Annotated in this window: 20 protein-coding genes; 9 read left to right on the top strand and 11 right to left on the bottom strand. The window is 71.1% G+C overall.

Going from position 1 to position 23,155, the window contains the following annotated elements; all coding sequences use genetic code 11:
- Window positions 1-104 precede the first annotated feature (104 nt).
- Window positions 105-1,301: a lactonase family protein gene (locus IE97_RS0130590; RefSeq protein ID WP_030247580.1), complete on the top strand. Its 1,197-nt coding sequence runs from the start codon at window positions 105-107 to the stop codon at window positions 1,299-1,301.
- Here IE97_RS0130590 and IE97_RS0130585 read toward each other — a convergent pair.
- The 11 genes from IE97_RS0130585 to IE97_RS0130535 all read right to left on the bottom strand — a co-directional run bounded on the left by IE97_RS0130585 (window position 1,269) and on the right by IE97_RS0130535 (window position 12,854).
- Complete coding sequence (locus IE97_RS0130585) at window positions 1,269-1,997, bottom strand: DUF2470 domain-containing protein (protein WP_030247577.1); 729 nt, start codon at window positions 1,995-1,997, stop codon at window positions 1,269-1,271. The two genes, IE97_RS0130590 and IE97_RS0130585, sit on opposite strands and share 33 nt — an antisense overlap.
- A gap of 107 nt (window positions 1,998-2,104) precedes the next feature.
- The gene (locus tag IE97_RS0130580; protein WP_051705178.1) at window positions 2,105-2,941 is read right to left on the bottom strand and encodes a pentapeptide repeat-containing protein; all 837 of its coding nucleotides are present in this window, start codon (window positions 2,939-2,941) and stop codon (window positions 2,105-2,107) included.
- 136 nt (window positions 2,942-3,077) lie between these two features.
- Complete coding sequence (locus IE97_RS0130575; RefSeq protein ID WP_030247573.1) at window positions 3,078-3,812, bottom strand: PIG-L deacetylase family protein; 735 nt, start codon at window positions 3,810-3,812, stop codon at window positions 3,078-3,080.
- 27 nt (window positions 3,813-3,839) lie between these two features.
- Window positions 3,840-5,141 (bottom strand): alpha/beta fold hydrolase, encoded by a 1,302-nt coding sequence (locus IE97_RS0130570; RefSeq protein ID WP_030247571.1) that lies wholly within the window; start codon window positions 5,139-5,141, stop codon window positions 3,840-3,842.
- A gap of 108 nt (window positions 5,142-5,249) precedes the next feature.
- Window positions 5,250-6,275, bottom strand: coding sequence for a LacI family DNA-binding transcriptional regulator (locus tag IE97_RS0130565; RefSeq protein ID WP_030247569.1), 1,026 nt, complete (start codon window positions 6,273-6,275; stop codon window positions 5,250-5,252).
- Between the two features lie 87 nt (window positions 6,276-6,362).
- Window positions 6,363-7,787 carry a BNR repeat-containing protein gene (locus IE97_RS0130560; RefSeq protein WP_030247567.1) on the bottom strand — a complete coding sequence of 475 codons (1,425 nt, stop codon included), beginning with the start codon at window positions 7,785-7,787 and terminating at the stop codon, window positions 6,363-6,365.
- A gap of 16 nt (window positions 7,788-7,803) precedes the next feature.
- A complete protein-coding gene (locus IE97_RS0130555) occupies window positions 7,804-8,124 on the bottom strand; it encodes an L-rhamnose mutarotase (RefSeq protein ID WP_030247564.1) in 321 nt (106 codons plus the stop codon).
- 17 nt (window positions 8,125-8,141) lie between these two features.
- Entirely contained in the window at window positions 8,142-9,224 is a 1,083-nt protein-coding gene (gene rhaS, locus IE97_RS0130550; protein WP_030247562.1) for a rhamnose ABC transporter substrate-binding protein, read from the bottom strand.
- 108 nt (window positions 9,225-9,332) lie between these two features.
- Complete coding sequence (locus IE97_RS0130545; RefSeq protein WP_030247560.1) at window positions 9,333-10,307, bottom strand: ABC transporter permease; 975 nt, start codon at window positions 10,305-10,307, stop codon at window positions 9,333-9,335.
- On the bottom strand, window positions 10,300-11,340 hold the full coding sequence (locus IE97_RS0130540) for an ABC transporter permease (RefSeq protein WP_030247557.1): 1,041 nt from the start codon (window positions 11,338-11,340) through the stop codon (window positions 10,300-10,302). The genes IE97_RS0130545 and IE97_RS0130540 overlap by 8 nt, the downstream gene beginning before the upstream one ends.
- Complete coding sequence (locus tag IE97_RS0130535; RefSeq protein WP_030247556.1) at window positions 11,337-12,854, bottom strand: sugar ABC transporter ATP-binding protein; 1,518 nt, start codon at window positions 12,852-12,854, stop codon at window positions 11,337-11,339. The genes IE97_RS0130540 and IE97_RS0130535 overlap by 4 nt, the downstream gene beginning before the upstream one ends.
- Before the next feature lie 261 nt (window positions 12,855-13,115).
- On the opposite strand from IE97_RS0130535, the gene rhaI reads away from it, so the two are divergent.
- The 8 genes from rhaI to IE97_RS0130495 all read left to right on the top strand — a co-directional run bounded on the left by rhaI (window position 13,116) and on the right by IE97_RS0130495 (window position 23,152).
- Window positions 13,116-14,276, top strand: coding sequence for an L-rhamnose isomerase (gene rhaI, locus IE97_RS0130530; protein WP_030247554.1), 1,161 nt, complete (start codon window positions 13,116-13,118; stop codon window positions 14,274-14,276).
- A 133-nt stretch (window positions 14,277-14,409) separates the two neighbouring features.
- Window positions 14,410-16,449, top strand: coding sequence for a bifunctional rhamnulose-1-phosphate aldolase/short-chain dehydrogenase (locus IE97_RS0130525; protein WP_030247551.1), 2,040 nt, complete (start codon window positions 14,410-14,412; stop codon window positions 16,447-16,449).
- Window positions 16,446-17,894: a rhamnulokinase gene (locus IE97_RS0130520; protein WP_030247549.1), complete on the top strand. Its 1,449-nt coding sequence runs from the start codon at window positions 16,446-16,448 to the stop codon at window positions 17,892-17,894. Before IE97_RS0130525 ends, IE97_RS0130520 begins: the two co-directional genes overlap by 4 nt.
- A gap of 70 nt (window positions 17,895-17,964) precedes the next feature.
- Complete coding sequence (locus IE97_RS0130515; RefSeq protein WP_030247547.1) at window positions 17,965-18,720, top strand: (Fe-S)-binding protein; 756 nt, start codon at window positions 17,965-17,967, stop codon at window positions 18,718-18,720.
- Window positions 18,717-20,195, top strand: a complete 1,479-nt coding sequence (locus tag IE97_RS0130510) for a lactate utilization protein B (protein ID WP_030247545.1) — start codon at window positions 18,717-18,719, stop codon at window positions 20,193-20,195. Before IE97_RS0130515 ends, IE97_RS0130510 begins: the two co-directional genes overlap by 4 nt.
- On the top strand, window positions 20,192-20,839 hold the full coding sequence (locus IE97_RS0130505) for a LutC/YkgG family protein (protein ID WP_030247543.1): 648 nt from the start codon (window positions 20,192-20,194) through the stop codon (window positions 20,837-20,839). The genes IE97_RS0130510 and IE97_RS0130505 overlap by 4 nt, the downstream gene beginning before the upstream one ends.
- A 100-nt stretch (window positions 20,840-20,939) precedes the next feature.
- Window positions 20,940-21,797, top strand: a complete 858-nt coding sequence (locus tag IE97_RS0130500; protein ID WP_030247541.1) for an AAA family ATPase — start codon at window positions 20,940-20,942, stop codon at window positions 21,795-21,797.
- Window positions 21,794-23,152 (top strand): vWA domain-containing protein, encoded by a 1,359-nt coding sequence (locus IE97_RS0130495; RefSeq protein ID WP_030247538.1) that lies wholly within the window; start codon window positions 21,794-21,796, stop codon window positions 23,150-23,152. The genes IE97_RS0130500 and IE97_RS0130495 overlap by 4 nt, the downstream gene beginning before the upstream one ends.
- The last annotated feature ends 3 nt before the right edge of the window (window positions 23,153-23,155 follow it).

The raw sequence follows: 23,155 nt of genomic DNA, 5'->3' as shown, positions 1-23,155 counted from the left end.
GGATGTTGCACCCCATGCAACCCCCGGTGCCTATCTTGCACCCGGTGGTGATCCACGCCATGGTGGCTGTCGCGACGGGGACGAGGGACGACCTGAGGGGCGACATGAGCAGTGACGGCTGGAGCAGGCGCCGGTTCGTCGGCGCACTGGCGGGAGGGGCCGGCGCGGCGACGCTCACGGCCTGCGACAACGCGCCGGCCCCCACACCCCCGACGACTCCGGCGGCCCCCGAGGCGAGCGGGAGCCCCTCCCGGGAGGCCCGGAGCCCTTCCGGCCCGCGCCCCCTCTACCTCGGCACCTACACCTCCGTCGACGGTGGCAGCAAGGGCGTCGGCCTGGCCACGTACGACGCGGTGACGGGCCGCGTCACCGGCACCGGCACGCTGGCAGGTATCGGCGACCCGTCCTACCTCGCGATCCATCCCGACCGGCGCACGCTGTACGCGGTGAACGAGCGCGAGGACGGTGCCGTGACGGCCGTCCGGCTGTCCGACCGGGAGGTGCTGGGCAGCCGGAGCACCGGGGGCGCGGCTCCCTGCCATCTGTCGGTGCATCCGGGCGGGCGCTGGCTGCTCAGCGCCGCTTACGGCTCCGGCGACGTGGCCGTGCACCCCATCGAGTCCTCGGGCGCCCTCGGCGAGCGCACCGACCTCGTCCGGCACTCCCGTCCGGCGCCCGGCCCGGGACAGCAGGGCCCGCACGCGCACCAGGTCATCACCAGCCCGGACGGTGGGCATGTGCTCGCCGTCGACCTGGGTACGGACACCGTCTACACGTACCGGCTCGACGAGAAGGCCGGCACGCTTCAAGAGGTCGCGCAGGCACGGACCAGGCCGGGCGCCGGACCGCGCCACCTCACGTTCCACCCCGGCGGCCGGTACGCCTACCTCGCCAACGAGGTGGACAACACGGTGGCGGTCTGCGCGTACGATCCGGCCTCCGGCCGCCTGAGGGTGGGCGAGCCGCAGTCCACCGGCACCGGATCGGGCACGAGTTACCCGGCGCAGATCCTGGTGACCGCGAACGGCCGCTACGCCTACCTCGCCAACCGCGGCCACAACAGCCTCACGCGCTATGCCGTCGAGGCGGAGGGCGCGAAGCTGAGGCTGCTGGACACCGTTCCGGTCGGCGGTGACTTCCCACGCCAGATCGCCTTCTCGCCGGAGGGCACGCTGCTGTTCGCGGCGAACCAGAAGTCCGGCACCGTGACCGTCTTCCAGGTGGACGAGAGGAGCGGGGCGCTGCGACGCGCCGGTGAACCGTTCTCCTCACCGGTCGCCGTCTGTGCGCTGCCGTTGTAGGGCCCGGGGGCAGGAGGCGGCGGCCGCCTGGCCGAGCAGGGCGTGCATGCGCTCGGTGAGCTGCGCGACGTCGTCGGCGGGCGTGTGGAACGCCAGCCGTACGTCGCCGTGGGTGCGGGCGCGTTCGATGCGCAGCGTCAGGCCGTGCCGGTCGACGGCGAGCGGCCGGACCCGGACGGCGCCGTGCAGGCTGCCGGAGTCGACGAGCCGGGTGAGCCGCTCGACCGCGTCGGCGTGGCAGTCGGCCAGGTGGGTCAGCAGCCGGGCCTCGGCCGTGGTGAGCGGATCGGGCACGGCGGCGGTGAAGTCGTCGAGGTCCACGACCACGGCCCCGGACGCCTGCCGCAGCACCACGCGTGTGGGCGTGAAGGCGAGCCGCTCCCCCTCGACCGCGAACCAGCCCGCGAGCCACAGCCGCGCGCGGATCCGGTCGCGCACGGGGACGGGGGCGGCATCGGCGAACTCCAGCACCGCGGACGGCTCGCCGCGGGGCGCGCAGATCGCGGCGGCGGCCAGCGCACTGTCCTCGGGCACATCGACGAGCACCCTGCCGTCCTCGGTCACAGTGTGCGCGCCGACCAGTTCCTCGCGCGTGCCCTCCGTGGTCACCGCACAGGACCACGCGGCGGCGAGCACCGAGCGGGCCCGCTCCGCCGCGGCGGGGGCCGCCGTCCAGCTGTGGCTGTCGTCACCCATCCCAGACCTCCTTAGGTAAGCCTTGCCTAACCTATCGGAGATCAAGGTGTGCGCCAACCAGGTCACACGATCTTTACGAGGCTTTCAGGGGCGAGGACACCCTCGGACTACGCCGCCCAGTGCCCGGGCCGGGTGACCGACTCCGGCAGCCGGGTCGCGGCGCTCCCGCGGGCCGCGTTCAGCTGCGGCTGGGTGAGGAAGAACGCCCCGGTCAGGTCGGCGCCCGTGAGGTCCGTGTCGCGCAGGTCGGCGCCGATCAGGTCCGCGCCCCGCAGATCGGCGCCGGTGAGGTCGGCCGCGATGAGGCAGGCGCCGCGCAGGTTGGCACCACGCAGGTCGGCGCCTCCCAGCCGGGCACCGACGAGGTCCGCACCCCGCCGGTCCTTCCTGCGGCCCTTGGTGCCGGCCCTGGCCAGCTCACTCGTCCTCAGCAGCAGGACGTTGACGTCCTGGCGGTGCGCCGCCACGTCCAGACCGGCGAGTTCCTCGGCGGTGCGGCCGGTCAGTTCCTCGGTCTTCTCCAGGGCCTTGCGCAGATCGGCGTGGACGGGCCGGGCCGCGGGCAGGGCGAGCGCCTCGGTCAGGTACCACAGCAGCTCGTGCAGCTGCCGGACGACCGGGAACACGTCGAACATGCGGCGGGCGTGCTCCGGTGGCCCGGACCGCCAGTCCCGGCCGCCGAAGGTGACCTGCGAGACCTGCTGTCCGGCGCCGAAGCAGTCGTAGACGGTGCAGCCGGTGAACCCCGTCTGCCGCAGCCGCGCGTGGATGCCGCAGCGGTGGTCGTCCTGGAGGTTGCGGCAGGGCGTGCCGGCGTCCTTGCCGACCGCGAAGTCGGCCGAGGCCGCGAAGGGCAGGGCGACACAGCACAGCCCGAAGCACCGCTGGCAGTCACCGCGCAGTTCCGCCTGAGCGGCCTCGTGATCTCGCATGGCGTTCAGCATACGAAACGACAACTCACCGGTGTTCTCGGTAGCCGCTCGGGGTCGGCCAGGAGGTACATGCCGGTGATCCGGCCGTCGGCGATCGTGACCCCAGCTACCCGGGTTCCCCGATGTCGTCGGTCCCCCGTCATCCGCGTCATCTGCCGAACAGTTCGAACGCCACCGCGGGCCTGCCCCCGAAGCGCTCGCCCGTGGCCTCGGCGTGCTGGGTCAGGAAGCCGCGGACGTAGGTCTCCGGATCCTCGTTCGTCAGCGCCTCGATGTAGGTGCGGTGTTCCAGCAGCGAGGCCACCGCGCGTTCCAGGCCCGGTGTCGCGTCCACCGCGTGCGTGGGCGTGCTGGAACCGGCGACGGCGACCCAGCGCACACCGTCCCAGGGCTGAAGGCCCTGCTCGGCGAGTTCGGGGAAGATCCAGCGGTTGCCGGCGTCGCCGGCCGCGTCGAGCGTGGCGCGGCCGACGGCCACATGGTCGGGGGTGTTCCAGGCGACCTGGCCCCAGGTGTCCCGGTGGTTGAGCGTGATGACCAGCTCGGGCCGGTGCCGGCGGATCGCGGCGGCGATGTCGCGGCGCAGCGCGGTGCCGTACTCGATGACGCCGTCCTTGTGGTCGAGGAACTCCACCTCGAAGACGCCTACCACGGCCGCGCTCGCCCGCTGCTCCCGCTCCCGCAGCGGGCCGCACTTCTGCGGCTCCAGCGTGTCGATGCCCGCCTCGCCGCGCGTCACCAGCACGTAGGCGACCTCGCGGCCCTCGTCCGTCCAGGCCGCGACCGCCGCCGAGCAGCCGTACTCGAGGTCGTCCGGGTGGGCCACGACCGCGAGGGCACGCCGCCAGTCGGTGGGCATCGGCTGGAGTTGAGTGGTCGACATGTGCGCAGACTAATCCGCGCGACCGTGTCACGCCTCGTTCCGCGCCAGCGCCAGCAGCCGGTCGAGGACCCGGGCGCCACCGGTGCGGACGCCGTCGTGCTCGAACTCGTCCGTGATCCAGGTGCGCAGTCCGCGGATCGTACGGGCGGTCCGCAGGGAGTGGGCCGTGTCGACGTACATGTCGTCGTGGTAGACGGCGGCGGCCACCGGTACGTCGTTCGCGGCGAGGCGAGCCCGGTCGTACAGGGGTGCCCAGTCGGTGCGGGCGGCGAGCAGCTCGGCGGTCTCCCGCAGGGGGCGCAGGGCCGGGTCGCAGTCGAACATCCAGGGGTGGACCGACTCGCCCGTGAACAGCAGCGGCTCGTCACCGGCGAGCGCCTTCGCTGCGTCGAACTGCGGGAACTCGGCGCGGACCCGCTCGGCCGACCAGGCGGTGGGGCGGGTGTCCTGGCCGTAGATCGACTCGTGGATCAGGGCGTACAGCGGGTGGCGGGCGTAGGAGAGCATGCCCTGGGCCTGCTCCAGGAACGCGTCGGAGAGCGTGAGGCCCTGCGGGGTGCGGACGAAGGCGTTCTCCAGGAGGTAGTGCAGACGGTGGGTGCCGTCGCCGGTGCCGAGGACGATGCCGAGGGACTGGAAGGCCTCGGCGGTGAGCCGGTAGCCGCCCGGCAGGACCACGTCGTGGGTGAGCAGGTGGTCGGCGATGCGGCGGGCGCGTTCGGCGTCCTGCGGGTAGCGGGCGTAGTGGGCGGTGACCTTGCGTTCGATCCGCGGGAAGGCGGCCCGGTAGACGTCGTCGGCGTGGGCGTCGAGGGAGGGCAGCCCGCCGGTGATCACGGCGGTGGCCAGGCCCTCGGGCGCGAGGGACAGGTAGGTGGTCAGGCAGAAGCCGCCGAAGCTCTGGCCGAGGACGGTCCACGGCTCGCCGCCGGTGACCTCCGCGCGGATGACCTCGCAGTCGCGGACGATCGAGTCGGCCCGGAAGTGCGTGAGGTAGTCGGCCTGCTCGGCGGGTCCGCCGCGCAGCGGGAGCGTCTGGCGGTTGGCGGGCGTGCTGTGGCCGGTGCCGCGCTGGTCGAGGAGCAGGACGCGGTACTCCTTCAGGGCCCTGCCGAGCCAGCCCGGCCGGCCGACGGACCGGTCCGCACCGAAGCCCGGGCCGCCCTGGAGGTAGAGCAGCCACGGCAGCTCATGGTGCGCCCTGTCGCTCGCGACGACCTCACGGGCGTACAGCTCGATGGTCTCGCCCTCGGGCCGGCCGTGGTCGAGGGGGACGGTGAAGCGGCGGTCGGTGAGGACGACTCCGGGCTGGCGGTAGCTGGAGGTCAACAGGGCTCCCGGGACGGACGGATTTTCGGACCGCGTCCCAGTTCATCACAGGGATCTCCCGCTCGTGAGCCCTTCGATCATGAAACCTTGCTGAACGGTGGTTCAGCTCTAGCGGGCGGACAGGCTGGAGCGGCGGACCACGAGCTCGGGCTGGAGGACGACCCTGCGGTGCTCGTGCGGGCGGGCGGTGCCTTCCTCCTCCGTCTCCTCCAGGAGCAGGTCGGCGGCCATGGCGCCCATGGTGACGGCGGGCTGCCGGACCGAGGTGAGCGGGACGGCCGCGGCGGCGGCGAACTCGATGTCGTCGTAGCCGACGATGGCGAGGTCGTCGGGGACGCCGACACCGGCCGCGTACATGGCCTGCAGGACGCCGAGTGCGAGCAGGTCGTTGGCGCAGAACACGGCGGTCGGCCGGTCGGCGAGGCCGAGGAGGCGGGCACCCGCGTCGCGGCCGGCGGCGACGTCCAGCCTTTCGGTGGGCAGCTCGCGCAGCGCGTCGGGCCCCAGTCCGGCCTCGGCGAGCGCTTCGAGGGCGCCGGTGCGCCGGTCACGGACCTGGTTCAGGCCGGGCGGGCCGCTGACGTAGGCGATGGAGCGGTGCCCGGCGTCGACGAGGTGGCGTACCGCGAGGGCGCCGCCCGCGACGTCGTCGACGGAGACCGAGCACTCGGTGGTGCCCTCGGCGACGCGGTCGACCAGGACGAACGGGATGCCGTGCCGGCGGAACGCCTCGATGTTGCGGCCCGTCGCGTCGGCCGGTGTGAGCAGCACGCCGCGCACGCGCTGCTCGGCGAAGAGCGACAGGTACTCGGCTTCCTCGCCCGGGTTCTGGGCACTGTTGCAGACCATCACGCCGAGCCCGGCCTGGCGTGCGGCGCGTTCGGCGCCGCGCGCGACGTCGACGAAGAAGGGGTTGCCCATGTCGAGGACGAGCAGCCCCATGATCCGGCTGCGGCCCGCGCGCAGCTGGCGCGCGGACTCGCTGCGGACGTAGCCGAGCCGGTCTATCGCGGACTGCACGCGCGCCCGGGTCTCGGTGGCGACCGTGTCCGGACGGTTGATCACGTTCGAGACCGTGCCGACGGAGACTCCGGCGGCGCGGGCGACGTCCTTGATACCCACCGACTGGACCATCGGGCAGGGACCTCCAGGGGAGTACGAGGGGGCGGCGGGCGGGGCGGCTTCACATTACCGGCACGCCGCCCCGGCGACCGGATCCGGTCAGGCGGGCAGGCGGAAGTCGGTCACATGGAGTGCCGAGGGTGTCGTACCGCTGGATTTCTCCTGGTACATGAAGGACAGCACCCCGTCCTGGGCGACGCGTGTCTCGTCGATGACGACCTCGCCGAAGGCATTGAGGCCGTTGCCGTCGAACAGGAGCTTCCAGTCCGTGTACCCGGAGGCGGCGGAGGCGGCGGCGATCCTCCCGAAGGGGAGGACCGCGTAGGCGTTGTCGTACTTGTCCAGGATCAGCTTGGTGCGCTGGCTGGAGCCGAGCGGGACCGGGATCTCGGTCTTCTGCCAGGTGCCGGAGGTGTTCTTCCGGACGTGGAACGCGCGGCCGTTGCGAGTCCGGTCGGCCACGTAGTCGGTGGTGCACTGCCCGAAGCGGCCGGGGACGTAGGAGATGATCGCGTGCGGCCGGCCGGCGGAGTCGGTGAACTGGCTCTCCTGGTTCATCAGGGAGTGGTCCGGGTTGAGCGGATCCACGACCAGGCCGGCATCGTTCACGGAGACCTTGTCGGAGCCGCCCGTGACGCCGACGACGGCACCCGCGTCGTTGCGCCAGGTGCGGCCGCGGTCGTCGGAGTAGACGTAGCCGGTGTCGTGGTTGGTGATGCCGCCGCTGTCGCACATCACGGCGCCGTTCTGCTCGCGCCAGGTGAAGAAGGAGTGCAGCCGGCCGTTCCGGTCGTAGTCGATGCCGTGCAGGTACATGTTGCGGGCGGTGGAGGAGCCGTGCTCGCTGGTGTAGGTGCCGGTGGAGCCGGACCACTCCCCCAGGTTGGTCCACTTGGTGCCGTCGTACTCGGCGAGCGCGTTCCGCCCGTTGCCGGAGACGGCGACGCGGTAGCTCAACTGGAGCTTGCCCTCGGGCGTGGAAACGAACTGCGGGTAGGTGAACTGCGAGGTCGGCGCCAGGCCGTCCAGCGTCGACTGGGGCGCCCCGAAGCGGCCGGCGGTCCAGCTCAGTCCACCGGGGTCGTCCATGAGCCCGGCGACCGACTTGACGTAGGTGAAGCCGTCGCTGTGGGAGTCCATGTTGAGGTGGAGGCGGCCGTCCACCTTGGAGACACCCATGGAGATGACGTTGTGGGAGTCGTCGTAGCGCAGGGTGTGCCCGACCTTCACGGTCGACCAGGTGCCTGCGCCGAGGGCACGGCGTCCGACGACGGCGTTGCGGTCGGCGGTGTACCAGACGGCGTACTGGTAGCCCTTGTACGTCAGCAGGCCGTTCTTCTGGAACGCGTTGTTGTTGACCAGCCCGTCGTACGAGACGAAGAAGATGGCCTGGCGGTCGAGGGTGGTGGTGCCGGTCCGGGTGACGGAGGGGCCGGGGCCGGCGGCCCGCGCGGTGCCGGAGGCGAGCGCCGGGGTCACCGCGGCTCCGGCGAGGGCGGCGGCCAGCAACGTACGTCTGTGCATCTCGTGGACTCCATCGTCATGCGAGGTGGAACACTTCGGTGAGCGGTTTCATGGCCTCGTCGGGCCGGGCGCCGTCCAGCGACTCGAAGAACGGCGCCATCTCCGCCTGCCAGCGGGCGTTGACGTCGTTGGCTTCCATCCCGGCCCGGGCGGCCGCGAAGTCCTCGGTCTCCAGGTAGCCGACGAGCAGTCCGTCCTCGCGCAGGAAGAGCGAGTAGTTGTGCCAGCCGGTCTCCGAGAGCGCCCGGAGCATCTCGGGCCACACCTCGGCGTGCCGCTCGCGGTACCCGTCGAGCCGGTCCGCCCTGACCTTCAGCAGGAAGCACACGCGCTGCATCAACAACCCTCCAGAGCCTAGAAGTTGAACTGGTCGATGTTCTTCGCGTCGAACACGGTCGGCTTGCCGAGGCTGATCACGCCGTCCTTGCCGATGGTGTACTCGCCCATGGAGCCGGCCTTGAAGGCCTCGCCCTCCTTGCCGGTGATCTGCCCGGAGGACAGCGCGACCGCGGTCCGCGCGGCCAGCTCGCCCAGCTTCGCCGGGTCCCACAGCTCGAACGCCTCGACGGTGCCGTTCTTGACGTACTTGCGCATGTCGTTGGGGGTTCCGAGACCGGTCAGCTTGACCTTGCCCTTGTACTTGGAGCCCGACAGGTACTGGGCGGCGGCCTTGATGCCGACCGTGGTCGGGGAGATGATGCCCTTCAGGTTCGGGTACTCCTGGAGCAGGCCCTGGGTCTGCTGGAAGGACTGCTGGGCGTCGTCGTTGCCGTACGCGACCTTCACCAGCTTCATGTTCTTGTACTCGGGCTTCTTCAGCTCGTCCTTCATGAAGTCGATCCAGGTGTTCTGGTTCGTCGCGGTCTGCGCGGCGGACAGGATCGCGATCTCGCCCTTGTGGTCGATCTGCTCGGCGAGCAGCTGCACCTCGGTACGGCCCAGGTCCTCGGCGGAGGCCTGCGAGACGAAGGCGTTGCGGCAGTCGGGCTTGGTGTCGGAGTCGTAGGTGACGACCTTGATGCCGTTCTTCATGGCCTGCTTGAGCGCGGTGCACAGGGCGCCGGGGTCCTGCGCGGAGACGGCCATGGCGTCGACCTGCTGCTGGGTGAGCGTGTTGACGTAACTGACCTGGCCGGAGGTGTCGGTGGCGCTGGACGGGCCGACCTCCTTGTAGCTGGAGCCCAGCTCCTTCAGGGCCTTCTCGCCGCCCTTGTCGGCGGAGGTGAAGTACGGGTTGTTGACCTGCTTGGGCAGGAACCCGACGGTCAGTCCCTTCTTCAGCTCGGCGTTCGGGTCGGCCTTGCCGGCGGTGGCGGCGGACCCGCCCTCGTTCGCCACGTCCTTCTTGGTCGTGCCGCCGCAGGCGGTGAGCGCCAGGGCGAGGGATGTGGCGGTGGCGAGCGCCGCGCAGCTGCGGCGAAGGGTCGTCCTACGCATGACGGTTTCCTTTGAACGAGGTTGAGGGATGCGCCCCGTCTTTCAGGGGCGCGGGGCTGTGTCGATATGCGGCTCCGCCGCGTGGGCGCGATCAACCACAGGCGACCTTCAGCCAGGAGATTGCGCGCGCACAACGGCGATCTGCCGAGCCACCCGCGGCCCGAGCACGGAAAGCACGAGCAACACACCGGTGACGACGATCTGCGACTGCGCGGAGACGTCCTGCAGGCTCATCACGTTCTGGAGCGCACCGAGCAGGAACACCCCGGCGATCGCACCGCCCAGCGTGCCCTTGCCGCCGTCGAAGTCGATACCGCCGAGCAACACGGCGGCCACGACGGACAGTTCCAGGCCGGTGGCGTTGTCGTACCGCGCGCTGGCGTAGTGAAGAGCCCAGAAGACGCCGGTCAGAGAAGCCATCAGCCCGGTCACCGTGAACAGGATCAGCTTCTGCCGCTTCACCCGGATCCCGGCGAACCGCGCCGCCTCCTCGCTCGCCCCGATCGCGAACAGCGACCGCCCGAACGGCGTCGCGTGCAGCGCGACCACCGCGATGGCGAGCAGCACCAGGAACGGCAGGAAGGCGTACGGAATGAACGTGTCACCGAGGCGTCCGGCCGCGAAGTCCAGGTACTGCGAGGGAAAGTCGGTCACCGCGTCGGACCCGAGCACGATCTGCGCGACACCCCGGTAGGCCGCGAGCGTGCCGATCGTGACGGCGAGGGACGGCAGTCCCAGCCCGGTCACCAGCAACCCGTTGATCAGCCCGCACACCACCCCCAGCAGCAGGCAGATCGGAATGATCGTCTCGATGGCCATGCCCTGGTTCCACAGCGCGCCCATCACGGCACCGGACAGGCCGGCCGTGGACGCCACCGACAGGTCGATCTCCCCGGAGACGACCAGCAGGGTCATCGGCAGCGCGATGAGCGCGATCGGCAGCGTGTTCCCGATCAGGAAGGACAGGTTGAGCGCGTTGCCGAACCCGTCGACGAAGCCGAAGGAGAACAGCAGGACGACGATGAGGAGAGCGCCGACCACCGTGTCCCAGCGGACCGCTCGGCTCAGGGAGATGTCAGCCATGGCGGGCGTTCCTCTTCTTCAGGGCGGAGGCCACCCGCAGCGCGACGACCCGGTCGACCGCGATGGCGAGGATGAGCAGGATGCCGTTGATGGCGAGCACCCAGACGGAGCTGACGCCGAGGGCGGGCAGCACGCTGTTGATGGAGGTCAGCAGCAGCGCTCCGAGGGCCGCGCCGTAGACGCTGCCGGAGCCGCCGGTGAAGACGACACCGCCGACCACGACGGCGCTGACGACGGTGAGTTCGTAACCGTTGCCGGTGCCCGAGTCGACGTTGCCGAACCGGGCGAGGTACATCGCGCCGGCGAGCCCGGCGAGGGCGCCGCAGAAGGTGTACGCGGTGAGGGTCCGCTTGCGGACGGGGATACCGGCGAGGCGGGCGGCCTCGGGGTTGGAGCCGAGCGCGTAGAGTTCGCGCCCGCTGCCGAAGTGCTTGAGGTAGTACGCGGTCGCGACCAGCACCGCCAGGGCGATCAGCGCCAGGTACGGCACAGCCGAGATGCCACCGGATCCGAAGTCGACGAACCCGCCGGGCAGGTCGGCCGCGGTGATCTGGCGGGAGCCGACCCAGATGGAGTCGATGCCGCGGATGATGTACAGCGTGCCGAGGGTGACGACGAGCGCGGGCACCTGGCCGAGGCTGACGAGCAGTCCGTTGAGCAGGCCGAAGCCGATGCCGAGCAGCACCGCCAGGGCGATCGCCACGACCGGGCCGCCGCCGCCCTGGAGGTAGGTGCCGGCGGCGAACGCGCTGATGCCGAGCGTGGATCCGACGGACAGGTCGACGTTCCTGGTGATCACCACGAGGGACTGGCCGGTGGCGACCAGGACCAGGATCGTCGCGTTCAGCAGCAGGTCCTTGATGCCCTGTTCGGACAGGAACTCGCTGTTGCCGGCCTGGGTGACGGCGATCATCACCAGGAAGACGACCAGGATGGCGAGTTCGCGCATCTTGAAGACCCGGTCGGCCAGCCGCGTACCGCTCGACTTGGGCACGTCGGCCACGGGGGCCTGTTGGGGAGTGACGACCGTCATGCGGCGGACCTCCCGGTGGCTGCGGCCATCACGGTTTCCTCGGTGGCGTCGGAGCGTGGGATCTCGGCGGTGAGGCGCCCTTCGTGCATCACCAGTACGCGGTCGGCCATGCCGAGGATCTCGGGCAGGTCGGAGGAGATCATCAGGACGGCCACGCCGTCGGCTGCCAGCTGGGACAGCAGCCGGTGCACCTCGGCCTTGGTGCCGACGTCGATGCCCCGGGTCGGCTCGTCGACGATCAGCACCCTGGGGCCGGTGGCGAGCCACTTGGCGAGCACGACCTTCTGCTGGTTGCCTCCGGACAGGGTGTTGACGGTGTCGGCGATCCGGGCGTACTTGACCTGGAGCCTGACGGCCCAGTCGAGGGAGCGGCTGCGCTCGGCGCCGCGGTCCATCAGGCCGGCCTTCACGGTCGTACGGAGTCCGGTGAGCCCGATGTTCCGCTCGATGGACATGTTCATCACCAGGCCCTGGGCGCGCCGGTCCTCGGGGACCAGGGCGAGGCCCGCGGCCATGGCGGTCGACGGGGCGCCGTTGGTCAGCTTCCGTCCCTCGACCTCGACCTCGCCGGCGTCCCAGCGGTCGATACCGAAGACGGCCCGGGCGACCTCCGTACGCCCGGCGCCGACGAGTCCGGCCAGTCCGACGATCTCACCGTGCCGCACCTCGAAGGAGACGTCGGTGAAGACGCCCTCACGGGTCAGCCGGCGCACGCTCAGGGCGACCTCGCCGGGCCGCACGTCCTGCTTGGGGTACAGCTCGTCGAGGTCGCGGCCGACCATGCGGCGCACCAGGTCGTCCTCGGTCATGCCCGCCAGCGGTTCGCTGCCGACCCAGGCGCCGTCGCGCAGGGTGGTGACCCGCTGGCAGATCTCGAAGATCTCCTCCAGCCGGTGGGAGATGAAGAGCACGGCGGCGCCCTGTTCGCGCAGGGTGCGGACGACGCCGAACAGGCGGGAGACCTCGCTGCCGGTGAGGGCGGCGGTCGGCTCGTCCATGATCAGGACACGGGCGTCGAAGGAGAGGGCCTTGGCGATCTCGACGATCTGCTGGTCGGCGATGGACAGACCGCGGGCGGGTCGTTCGGGGTCGAGTTCGACACCGAGGCGCTTCATGAGGGCGGCGGTCGCGTTGTGGGTGGCCTTGTGGTCGATCCGGCCGAGGGCGCGGCGCGGCCGGCGGCCCATGTAGATGTTCTCGGCGATCGACAGGTCGGGGAAGAGCGTGGGCTCCTGGTAGATGACGGCGATGCCGGCGTCGCGGGCGTCGCCGGGGCCGTGGAAGGCGACGGGCGCACCGTCGAGCAGCACCTGGCCGGAGTCCGGCCGGTGCACTCCGGCGAGCGTCTTGATGAGGGTCGACTTGCCGGCGCCGTTCTCACCGGCCAGGGCATGCACCTCCCCCGGGAACAGCTCCAGGGAGACGTCCCGCAGGGCGCGGACCGCGCCGAAGGACTTGGAGACGTCCCTCAGGGCCAGAACCGGGGCCGGACCCGTGGTGGACGGGTGGGTCATGGGGGCTCCTCGACGACGCCGGCGGGACGGCCCTTTCGACGTCGTGAAAGGTTTCAACTGGGTTGCCGGGACGTTAGGCGGGCCGCGCATGTCACGTCAATGGGTCGCGGTCGAAAAGATTTCGAGGACCGGAGCGCACACGCGGGTCACAGTGAACGGTGTCGGCCGAGGGGTTGACACCCCTCCGGGGGGCCCATAACTTCGCGTTCTGAATCGTTTCATTCCGTGGTCGTCATGACCCGATGTCACAGGAGCCCAGACGTGACCGAGCTCGCCGCGGTGAAGACCGCTCTCAAGACACAGGCCGTCGAGACGCCGTCCTGGGCGTACGGGAACTCGGGCACCCGGTTCAAGGTGTTCGCGCAGGCGGGCGTGCCGCGCACTCCGTTCGAGAAGCTGGACGACGCGGCGAAGGTGCACGAGTTCACCGGCGTGGCGCCGACGGTCGCCCTGCACATTCCGTGGGACAAGGTCGACGACTACGCGGCACTGGCGAAGCATGCCGAGCAGCGTGGGGTGCGGCTGGGGGCGATCAACTCCAACACCTTCCAGGACGACGACTACAAGCTCGGGAGCATCTGTCACCCGGACGCGGCGGTGCGGCGCAAGGCGGTGGACCATCTGCTGGAGTGCGTCGACATCATGGATGCGACGGGGTCCCGCGATCTGAAGCTGTGGTTCGCCGACGGGACGAACTATCCGGGGCAGGACGACATCCGGGGGCGGCAGGACCGGCTGGCCGAAGGGCTCGCCGAGGTCTACGAACGGCTGGGCGACGGACAGCGGATGCTGCTGGAGTACAAGTTCTTCGAGCCGGCGTTCTACACGACGGATGTGCCGGACTGGGGTACCGCCTACGCCCACTGCCTGAAGCTCGGGCCGAAGGCTCAGGTCGTCGTCGACACCGGGCACCACGCGCCGGGGACCAACATCGAGTTCATCGTGGCGGCCCTGCTGCGGGAGGGGAAGCTCGGGGGGTTCGACTTCAACTCGCGGTTCTACGCGGACGACGACCTGATGGTCGGGGCCGCGGATCCGTTCCAGTTGTTCCGGATCATGTACGAGGTGGTGCGGGGCGGGGGGTTCACGCCCGAGGTCGCGTTCATGCTCGATCAGTGTCACAACATCGAGGCGAAGATCCCGGCGATCATCCGGTCGGTGATGAACGTGCAGGAGGCCACGGCGAAGGCGTTGCTGGTCGACGGTGGCGCGCTGCGTGCGGCGCAGCGGTCCGGTGACGTGCTGGAGGCCAACGCCGTGCTGATGGACGCCTACAACACCGATGTGCGGCCGCTGCTTCGTGAGGTGCGCGAGGAGATGGGGCTGGACCCCGACCCCGTTTCGGCGTACCGGCGTAGTGGGTGGGGCGAGGCGATTGTCGCCGAGCGGGTTGGTGGGGAGCAGGCGGGGTGGGGTGCGTAAGCGTCTGCCGAGATCTGTTGTCTGCGGGGTGCGGGCCGCTATGGCTGGTCGCGCCCACGCGGCAGAGCCGCACAGTGATACAGCCCCGCGCCCCTAAGGAACCTCACCCACCCTCCTCTGAAAAGGAACCGCCATGGCACCCCACCCCGAGGCCGCCGCTCTGCTCGCTCGGTCGCATCGGCTCGGCTCCGATCCCCGTAACACCAACTACGCCGGAGGCAACGCGTCCGCGAAAGGTACCGAAACCGACCCCGTGACCGGCGGCGACGTCGAGCTGATGTGGGTCAAGGGGTCCGGTGGTGACCTCGGCACGCTCACCGAGGCGGGGCTCGCCGTGCTGCGGCTCGATCGGATGCGGGCGCTCGTCGACGTGTACCCGGGTGTCGAGCGCGAGGACGAGATGGTCGCCGCGTTCGACTACTGCCTGCACGGGAAGGGCGGGGCCGCTCCCTCCATCGACACCGCCATGCACGGGCTCGTCGATGCCGCGCACGTCGATCATCTCCACCCGGACTCCGGGATCGCGCTCGCCTGTGCCGCCGACGGGGAGAAGCTGACCGCCGAGTGTTTCGGGGACAGTGTCGTGTGGGTGCCGTGGCGGCGGCCCGGGTTCCAGCTCGGGCTGGACATCGCCGCCGTGAAGCAGGCCAACCCGCAGGCCGTCGGGTGCATTCTCGGTGGGCACGGGATCACCGCGTGGGGCGACACGTCCGAGGAGTGCGAGCGGAACTCGCTGCACATCATCCGGACCGCCGAGAAGTTCCTCGCCGAACGTGGGAAGGCCGAGCCCTTCGGGCCGGTGATCGACGGGTACGCCGCGCTGAGCTCGGGTGAGCGCCGGAAACGGGCCGCCGCCCTCGCGCCGTACGTGCGCGCCCTCGCCTCCCAGGACCGCCCCCAGGTCGGGCACTTCGACGACTCCGAGGTCGTCCTCGACTTCCTCGCCGGCGCCGAGCACCCCCGGCTGGCCGCACTGGGCACCTCCTGCCCGGACCACTTCCTGCGCACCAAGGTGCGGCCGCTGGTGCTCGACCTGCCGCCCACCGCTCCGCTCGACGAGGCCGTCGGCCGGCTGAAGGAACTGCACGCCGCGTACCGCGAGGAGTACGCCGCCTACTACCAGCGGCACGCCCTGCCCGACTCCCCCGCCATGCGCGGCGCCGACCCGGCGATCGTGCTGGTCCCGGGGGTGGGGATGTTCTCGTTCGGCAAGGACAAGCAGACGGCCCGGGTGGCCGGGGAGTTCTACGTCAACGCCATCAATGTGATGCGCGGGGCGGAGGCGGTGTCCCGTTACGCGCCCATCGAGGAGTCCGAGAAGTTCCGCATCGAGTACTGGGCGCTGGAGGAGGCCAAGCTCCAGCGGATGCCGAAGCCCAAGGCGCTGGCCACGCGGGTCGCGCTCGTCACCGGTGCGGGCAGCGGGATCGGGAAGGCCATCGCGCACCGGCTCGTGGCCGAAGGGGCGTGTGTGGTCGTCGCGGACCTCAACGGCGACAACGCCCAGGCTGTCGCCGAGGAGCTGGGAGGGTCCGACAAGGCCGTCGCCGTGACGGTGGACGTCACGTCCGAGGAGCAGATCGCCGAGGCCTTCGACGCGGCCGTGCTGGCCTTCGGCGGGGTCGATCTCGTGGTGAACAACGCCGGCATCTCGATCTCCAAGCCGCTGCTGGAGACCTCGGCCAAGGACTGGGACCTCCAGCACGACATCATGGCGCGCGGCTCCTTCCTGGTGTCGAGGGAGGCGGCGCGGGTGATGACCGCCCAGGGGCTGGGTGGTGACATCGTCTACATCGCCTCGAAGAACGCCGTGTTCGCCGGGCCCAACAACATCGCCTACTCGGCCACCAAGGCCGACCAGGCGCACCAGGTGCGGCTGCTCGCCGCCGAGCTGGGCGAGCACGGGATCCGGGTCAACGGGATCAACCCGGACGGTGTGGTGCGGGGCTCCGGGATCTTCGCCGGGGGGTGGGGGGCTCAGCGGGCCGCCGTGTACGGGGTCGAGGAGGAGAAGCTGGGTGAGTTCTACGCCCAGCGGACCATCCTCAAGCGCGAGGTGCTTCCCGAGCACGTCGCGAACGCCGTCTTCGCACTGACCGGCGGGGACCTGACCCACACGACCGGGCTGCACATCCCGGTCGACGCCGGCGTCGCGGCCGCCTTCCTGCGGTGAGCGGGTCCGTGAAGTCGTACGCCGCGGTCGACCTCGGCGCGTCCAGCGGACGCGTCATGGCCGGCCGCGTCGGCCCCGACAGCCTGGAGCTGACCGAGGCCCACCGCTTCCCGAACCGGCCCGTGCGGGTGCCCGAGGGTCTGCGCTGGGACGCCCTCGCCCTGTACGCGGGGGTGCTGGACGGGCTGCGGGCGGCCGGACAGGTCGATTCCGTGGGCATCGACAGTTGGGCCGTGGACTACGGACTGCTCGACGCGGACGGGGCGCTGCTCGGTAACCCCGTGCACTACCGGGACTCCCGCACGGAGGGGGTCGCGGAGAAGGTGTGGGCGGCCGTCCCGGCGGAGGAGCTGTACGCGGCGACCGGGTTGCAGTACGCGCCCTTCAACACCCTGTACCAGCTGACAGCGGCTCAGGGTACGACTCAACTGTCGCGTGCCGAGCGGCTGTTGCTCGTTCCCGATCTGCTCACGTACTGGCTCACCGGCGAGCAGGGCACCGAACTGACCAACGCCTCGACCACCCAGCTCATCGATCCCCGGACACGTGACTGGTCGTACGGCATCGCCTCGCGGCTGGGCATCGACCTGGGCCTGTTCGCGCCGCTGCGGCAGCCCGGTGATCCGGCGGGCGTGCTGCGGGACCAGGTGCTGGAGGAGACCGGGCTCGCCGGTCCCGTGCCGGTGACGACCGTCGGATCGCACGACACCGCGTCGGCCGTGGCCGCCGTTCCGGCGTCCGGTGAGCGGTTCGCCTACATCTGCACCGGCACGTGGTCCCTGGCCGGACTCGAGCTGGACGCGCCGGTCCTGACCGAGGAGAGCCGGGCGGCCAACTTCACCAACGAGCTGGGGCTGGACGGCACCGTCCGGTATCTGCGCAACATCATGGGGTTGTGGCTGCTGCAGGAGTGCGTGCGGGCCTGGGGCGACCCGGACCTGGGCGCGCTGCTGCTGGAGGCGTCCAAGGTGCCTGCTTTGCGGTCGGTGGTCGACGCGGGTGACGCGGCGTTCCTCGCGCCCGGGCGGATGCCGGAGCGGATCGGCGAGGCGTGCCGGGCCTCGGGCCAGCCCGTGCCCGGGTCGCCGGCCGAGGTGACGCGTTGCATCCTCGACTCCCTGGCCCTCGCCCACCGCAAGGCCGTCCTGGACGCGCAGCGGCTCGCCGGACATCCGGTCGACGTGGTGCACGTGGTGGGCGGCGGTACGCGCAACGCGCTGCTGTGCCAGCTGACCGCCGACGCCTGCGGGCTGCCGGTGGTGGCGGGCCCGACGGAGGCCGCGGCCCTGGGGAACGTGCTCGTGCAGGCACGGACGCACGGGCTGGTCGGTGACCTGTCGGGTATGCGGGGGCTGCTCGTCCGGACGCAGCCGCTGACCCGGTACGAGCCGCGCGGCGGGACCGAGCGGTGGCGCGCGGCGCAGGACCGGCTCGCCGGGGGCTGACGGGGACTCCCCCGGGACCTGCGCCCGGACTACGCTGCACTCATCCGATGATCAACCATAAGGAGCCGCGATGCGTGTCGCCCTGTTCCTGACCTGTGTCAACGACACGCTGTATCCGGACACGGGGCGCGCCGTGGTGAAACTGCTGACCAGGCTGGGCGTCGAGGTCGACTTTCCGATGGCGCAGACCTGCTGCGGCCAGGCGCACTACAACACCGGGTACCGCCACGAGGCCGAGCCGCTCGCCCGGCATTTCTCCGATGTCTTCGGGGAGTACGAGGCGATCGTGACGCCGTCCGGGTCGTGCGGGGCGATGGTGCGGGAGCTGTATCCGCGGATGGGTGAGCGGGCCCGGGCCGAGGGGCGCGGTGACACCCTCGCGGCCACGCTGGCGCCGGTGGTGCCGAAGACCTACGAACTCACGGAGTTCCTGGTGGATGTGCTGGGCGTGACGGACGTCGGGGCGTACTACCCGCACACGGTGACGTACCACCCGACCTGCCACGGGCTGCGCGGACTCGGGCTCGGCGACCGGCCGCGGCGGCTGCTCCAGGCCGTGACGGGGCTGGAGCTGGTCGAGCTGCCGGGAGCGGACGAGTGCTGCGGGTTCGGGGGCACCTTCGCCCTGAAGAACCCCGACGTCTCGGCGGCGATGGGCGCCGACAAGGTGCGCAACGCGGAGTCGACCGGTGCCGAGGTGCTGTGCGCGGCCGACAACTCCTGCCTGATGCACATCGGCGGGACGATGGCCCGGCTGCGGACCGGTATGCGGCCGGTGCACATCGCGGAGATCCTGGCGAGCACGGAGGAGGAACCGGCCGTATGAGCGGGACGTATCTCGGGATGCCGGCGTTTCCGGAGGCCGCGCGGGAGGCTGTGGGCAACACGACCCTGCGCGGCAATCTGCGGCACGCCACGCACACCATCCGCGCCAAGCGGGCGAAGGCCGTGACGGAGGTGTCCGACTGGGCCGAGCTGCGTGAGGCGGGGAAGCGGATCAAGGACCACACGCTGCGCCATCTCGACCGCTACCTCGTCCAGCTGGAGGGGTCGGTCACGGCCGCGGGCGGCACCGTGCACTGGGCGGCCGACGCCGCCGAGGCCAACGACATCGTCACCCGGCTGGTGAAGATGACCGGCGAGTCGGAGGTCGTCAAGGTCAAGTCGATGGCGACGCAGGAGATCGGGCTCAACGAGGCGCTGGAGGCGGAGGGCATCAGCGCCTACGAGACGGATCTCGCCGAGTTGATCGTGCAGTTGGGCAAGGACCGGCCCTCGCACATCCTCGTCCCGGCCATCCACCGCAACCGGGGCGAGATCCGGGACATCTTCCGGTCGGAGATGGCGGAGTGGGGCCGCCCGGCGCCCGAGGGTCTCACCGACGCGCCGGCCGAACTCGCCGAGGCGGCCCGTCTTCACCTGCGGGAGAAGTTCCTGCGGGCCAAGGTCGGCATCTCCGGTGCCAACTTCATGGTCGCCGAGACGGGCACCCTGGTGGTCGTGGAGTCGGAGGGCAACGGCCGGATGTGCCTGACGCTGCCCGAGACGCTGATCTCGGTCGTCGGCATCGAGAAGATCGTGCCGACGTGGCGGGACCTGGAAGTGTTCCTGCAGACCCTCCCGCGTTCCTCGACCGCGGAGCGCATGAACCCGTACACGTCGACGTGGACCGGCACGGCGGACGGCGACGGGCCGAGCACGTTCCATCTGGTGCTGCTGGACAACGGCCGCACCGACACCCTCGCCGACGAGGTCGGCCGACAGGCGCTGCGCTGCATCCGCTGCTCGGCGTGTCTCAACGTGTGCCCGGTGTACGAGCGGGCCGGCGGCCACGCCTACGGCTCGGTGTACCCGGGTCCGATCGGTGCGATCCTCAGCCCGCAGCTGCGGGGCACGGGCAGCGAGATCGACGCCTCGCTGCCGTACGCCTCCTCGCTGTGCGGGGCGTGCTACGAGGTGTGCCCGGTCGCCATCGACATTCCCGAAGTGCTGGTGCACTTGAGGGAACGGGTCGTGCAGGGCGGCGCGGCCACGCGGCAGGGCAACAAGGTGGTGCTGCGGCCGGCGAAGGGGCATGCCGCCGAGCGGGCGGCGATGCGTGCGGCCCGCTGGGCGTTCGCGCACCCGGGTGCGCTGCGCGCCGGGCAGCGCGCGGCCTCGCGGACCCGGCGCTTCCATCCCCGTACGCTGCCGGGGCCCGGCCGGGCGTGGAGCGGGACCCGGGATCTGCCGCCGGTGCCCGCCGAGCCGTTCCGGGACTGGTGGCAGCGGACGCGCGGCGGGAAGGGCGGTGCCAAGTGAACAGCAGGGAGCGGATCCTGGGGCGGGTGCGGCGTGCGCTGGCGGACACCGCCGCGGACGACGTGCCGTACGAGCGGGCGGTGGCGCGTGACTATCTGCGTGAGCACGGCGACCGGAGTGACGCGGAGACGGTGGATCTGCTGGCCGAGAATCTGGCGGACTACCGGGCGATCGTGCACCGCACGGACGGCGAGGGACTGGCCGAGCTGATCGCGGGGCTGCTGGAGAAGCGCGGGGCCGCTTCGGTGCTGGTGCCTCCCGGGCTGGACTCGGCGTGGCTGGCGCGGACCGGGGTGACGCGGGTGGCGGACCGGGCGGAGAGCACGCCGCACGAACTCGACGAGGCGGACAGTGTGGTGACCGCCTGCGCGGTCGCGATCGCGGAGACCGGGACGATCGTGCTGGACGGCTCGCCCGACCAGGGCCGGCGGCGGATCACCCTCGTCCCGGACCACCACATCTGTGTCGTGCGGGTCCCCTCCCAGGTGGTGTCGTCCGTGCCGCAGGGCCTCGAACGCCTCGACCCGGCACGTCCGTTGACGTGGATCTCCGGGCCGTCGGCGACCAGTGACATAGAGCTGGACCGCGTCGAGGGCGTACACGGCCCGCGCACGCTGGAGGTGATCCTGGTGAACGAGGACTGACCGGTCACCGGCGCGAGGCGGGCCACCCGAACCCCGTGACATTTCCACTGAACAAGCGCTTAGATAGTGGCCACCTGTCGCCGCCGACCTGGAGGCCCCGTTGTTCACATCCGTCGACGACGTCTCCGCGCGTCTGGCCGAGACCGGTTATCTGGCCTCGTCCGCCGTCGCCACGACCGTCTTCCTCGCCGACCGTCTCGGCAAGCCGCTCCTCGTGGAGGGCCCGGCCGGGGTCGGCAAGACGGAGCTCGCCAAGGCCGTCGCCGAGGTCACCGGGGCTCGGCTGGTGCGCCTGCAGTGCTACGAGGGGGTCGACGAGTCCCGGGCGCTGTACGAGTGGAACCACGCCAAGCAGCTGCTGCGCATCAGCGCCGGCCGTGACGAGTCATGGGACGAGACGCGCACGGACATCTTCAGTGAGGAGTACCTGCTCACACGGCCCCTGCTGACCGCCATCCGGGGCGACGACCCCAAGGTGCTGTTGATCGACGAGACCGACAAGGCCGACGTCGAGGTGGAGGGCCTGCTCCTGGAGGTGCTCAGCGACTTCCAGGTGACCGTTCCCGAGCTGGGTACGATCACCGCGACGCGCCGCCCCTTCGTCGTGCTCACCTCCAACGCGAGCCGGGAGCTGTCCGAGGCGCTGCGCCGCCGCTGTCTCTTCCTGCACATCGGTTTCCCCGACGAGGAGCTGGAGCGCCGGATCGTACGGCTGAAGGTGCCGGGGCTCGACGAGGCGCTGGCCCGTTCGGTGGTCCGGGTCGTGGGCGCGCTGCGGGCGATGGACCTGCGGAAGGTGCCGTCGGTCGCCGAGACCATCGACTGGGCGCGCACCCTGCTCGCGCTCGGCACCGGCACCCTGGACGAGACGGTCGTGCGGTCGACTCTCGGTGTGCTCCTCAAGCATCAGGACGACGTGCTCAAGGCGACCGCCAAGCTCGACCTGGACGCCCTGTGACCACGCCGCCGGGTGTCGCGGAACGGCTGACGTCCCTGGTCGGGGCGCTGCGCGCGCACGGTTTCCGGATCGGCACCGGCGAGACGGTCGACGCGGCGCGTGCGGTCGAGGCGCTCGGCCTGACGGACCGGGAGCTGCTGCGCGAGGGGCTCGCGGCGACGCTGCTGCACGGTACCGGGCAACGACAGGTGTTCGACCCGGTCTTCGACCTGTACTTCCCGCGCGGAGTGGGCGGCCCCGACGAGAGGTCCGCCGGGCGTGAGGACCTGCGCGACCGGCTGGCGGCCGCCCTGGCCGCCGACGACCGGGCGCTGCTGGGCCGGCTGGCGATCGAGGCGGTCGACGGATTCGGCGGCTACGGCTCCTCGCCGGAGTCGGACGGCTGGTCGTCGTACCAGACGCTCGAGCGGCTCCGTCCGCAGACCCTGCTCGCCCGGGTCCGGGACACCGTGCGGGGCCAGGGCGGGAGTTCGGGGTTCGCGGACCGGCTGCTGGAGGACGAGATCCGGCGGCGTATCGACACCTTCCGCTCGCTCGTGGCCGCGGAGGCGCGGCGCCGGGTCGCCGAGCGGCGCGGCCGGGACGAGATCGCCCGGCGGGCGGTGGCCCCGACCGCCGACCGGGTCGATTTCCTGTTCGCGGGAAAGGACCGGCTGGCCGAGCTGCGCAGGGCGGTCCAGCCGCTCGCCCGCAAACTCGCCACCCGGCTCGCGGCCCGGCGCCGTCGCGCTTCCCGGGGCACGATCGACCTACGGCGGACCTTGCGCGGTTCGCTGTCGACGGGCGGGGTGCCCATGAAGCCGGTGCTGCGCAGACGGCGCCCCGCCCGTCCCGAACTGGTGCTGCTGTGCGATGTGTCGGGCTCGGTGTCCGGCTTCTCGGACTTCACGATGCTGCTGGTCCAGGCGCTGCACGATCAGTTCCGCAAGGTGCGGGTGTTCGCCTTCGTCAACCGGATCGACGAGGTGACCGTGCTGCTCGAACATGGCACCGCCGACCCGGAAGGGCTGGGCGCCCGCATCCAGGCGGAGGCGACGCTCACGGGCTATCACGGCAGCAGCGACTACGGCATGGCGCTGGGCGAGTTCGCGGAGCGCTTCGGGGACGCGGTCGGTCCGCGTACGACGGTGCTCGTCCTCGGTGACGCACGGACGAACCGGAGCGACCCGAACCTGCCGGCCCTCCGGCAGATCACCGAACGGGCCCGCCGCGTCCACTGGCTGAATCCCGAGCAACGCTCCCGCTGGGGCACGGGCGACTCCGTCGCGCCCGCTTACGCCGAGCTGGTCGGGATGCACGAGTGCCGCAACGTCCGGCAACTGAGCGCACTGGTGGCGCGGCTGCTCCCGGTGTGACCT

It is taken from the genome of Streptomyces sp. NRRL S-455 (assembly GCF_000717875.1).
Lineage (GTDB): Bacteria > Actinomycetota > Actinomycetes > Streptomycetales > Streptomycetaceae > Streptomyces.
The sequence above is the reverse complement of the archived record's forward strand: the minus strand, read 5'-3'. Positions and strand labels throughout refer to the sequence as shown.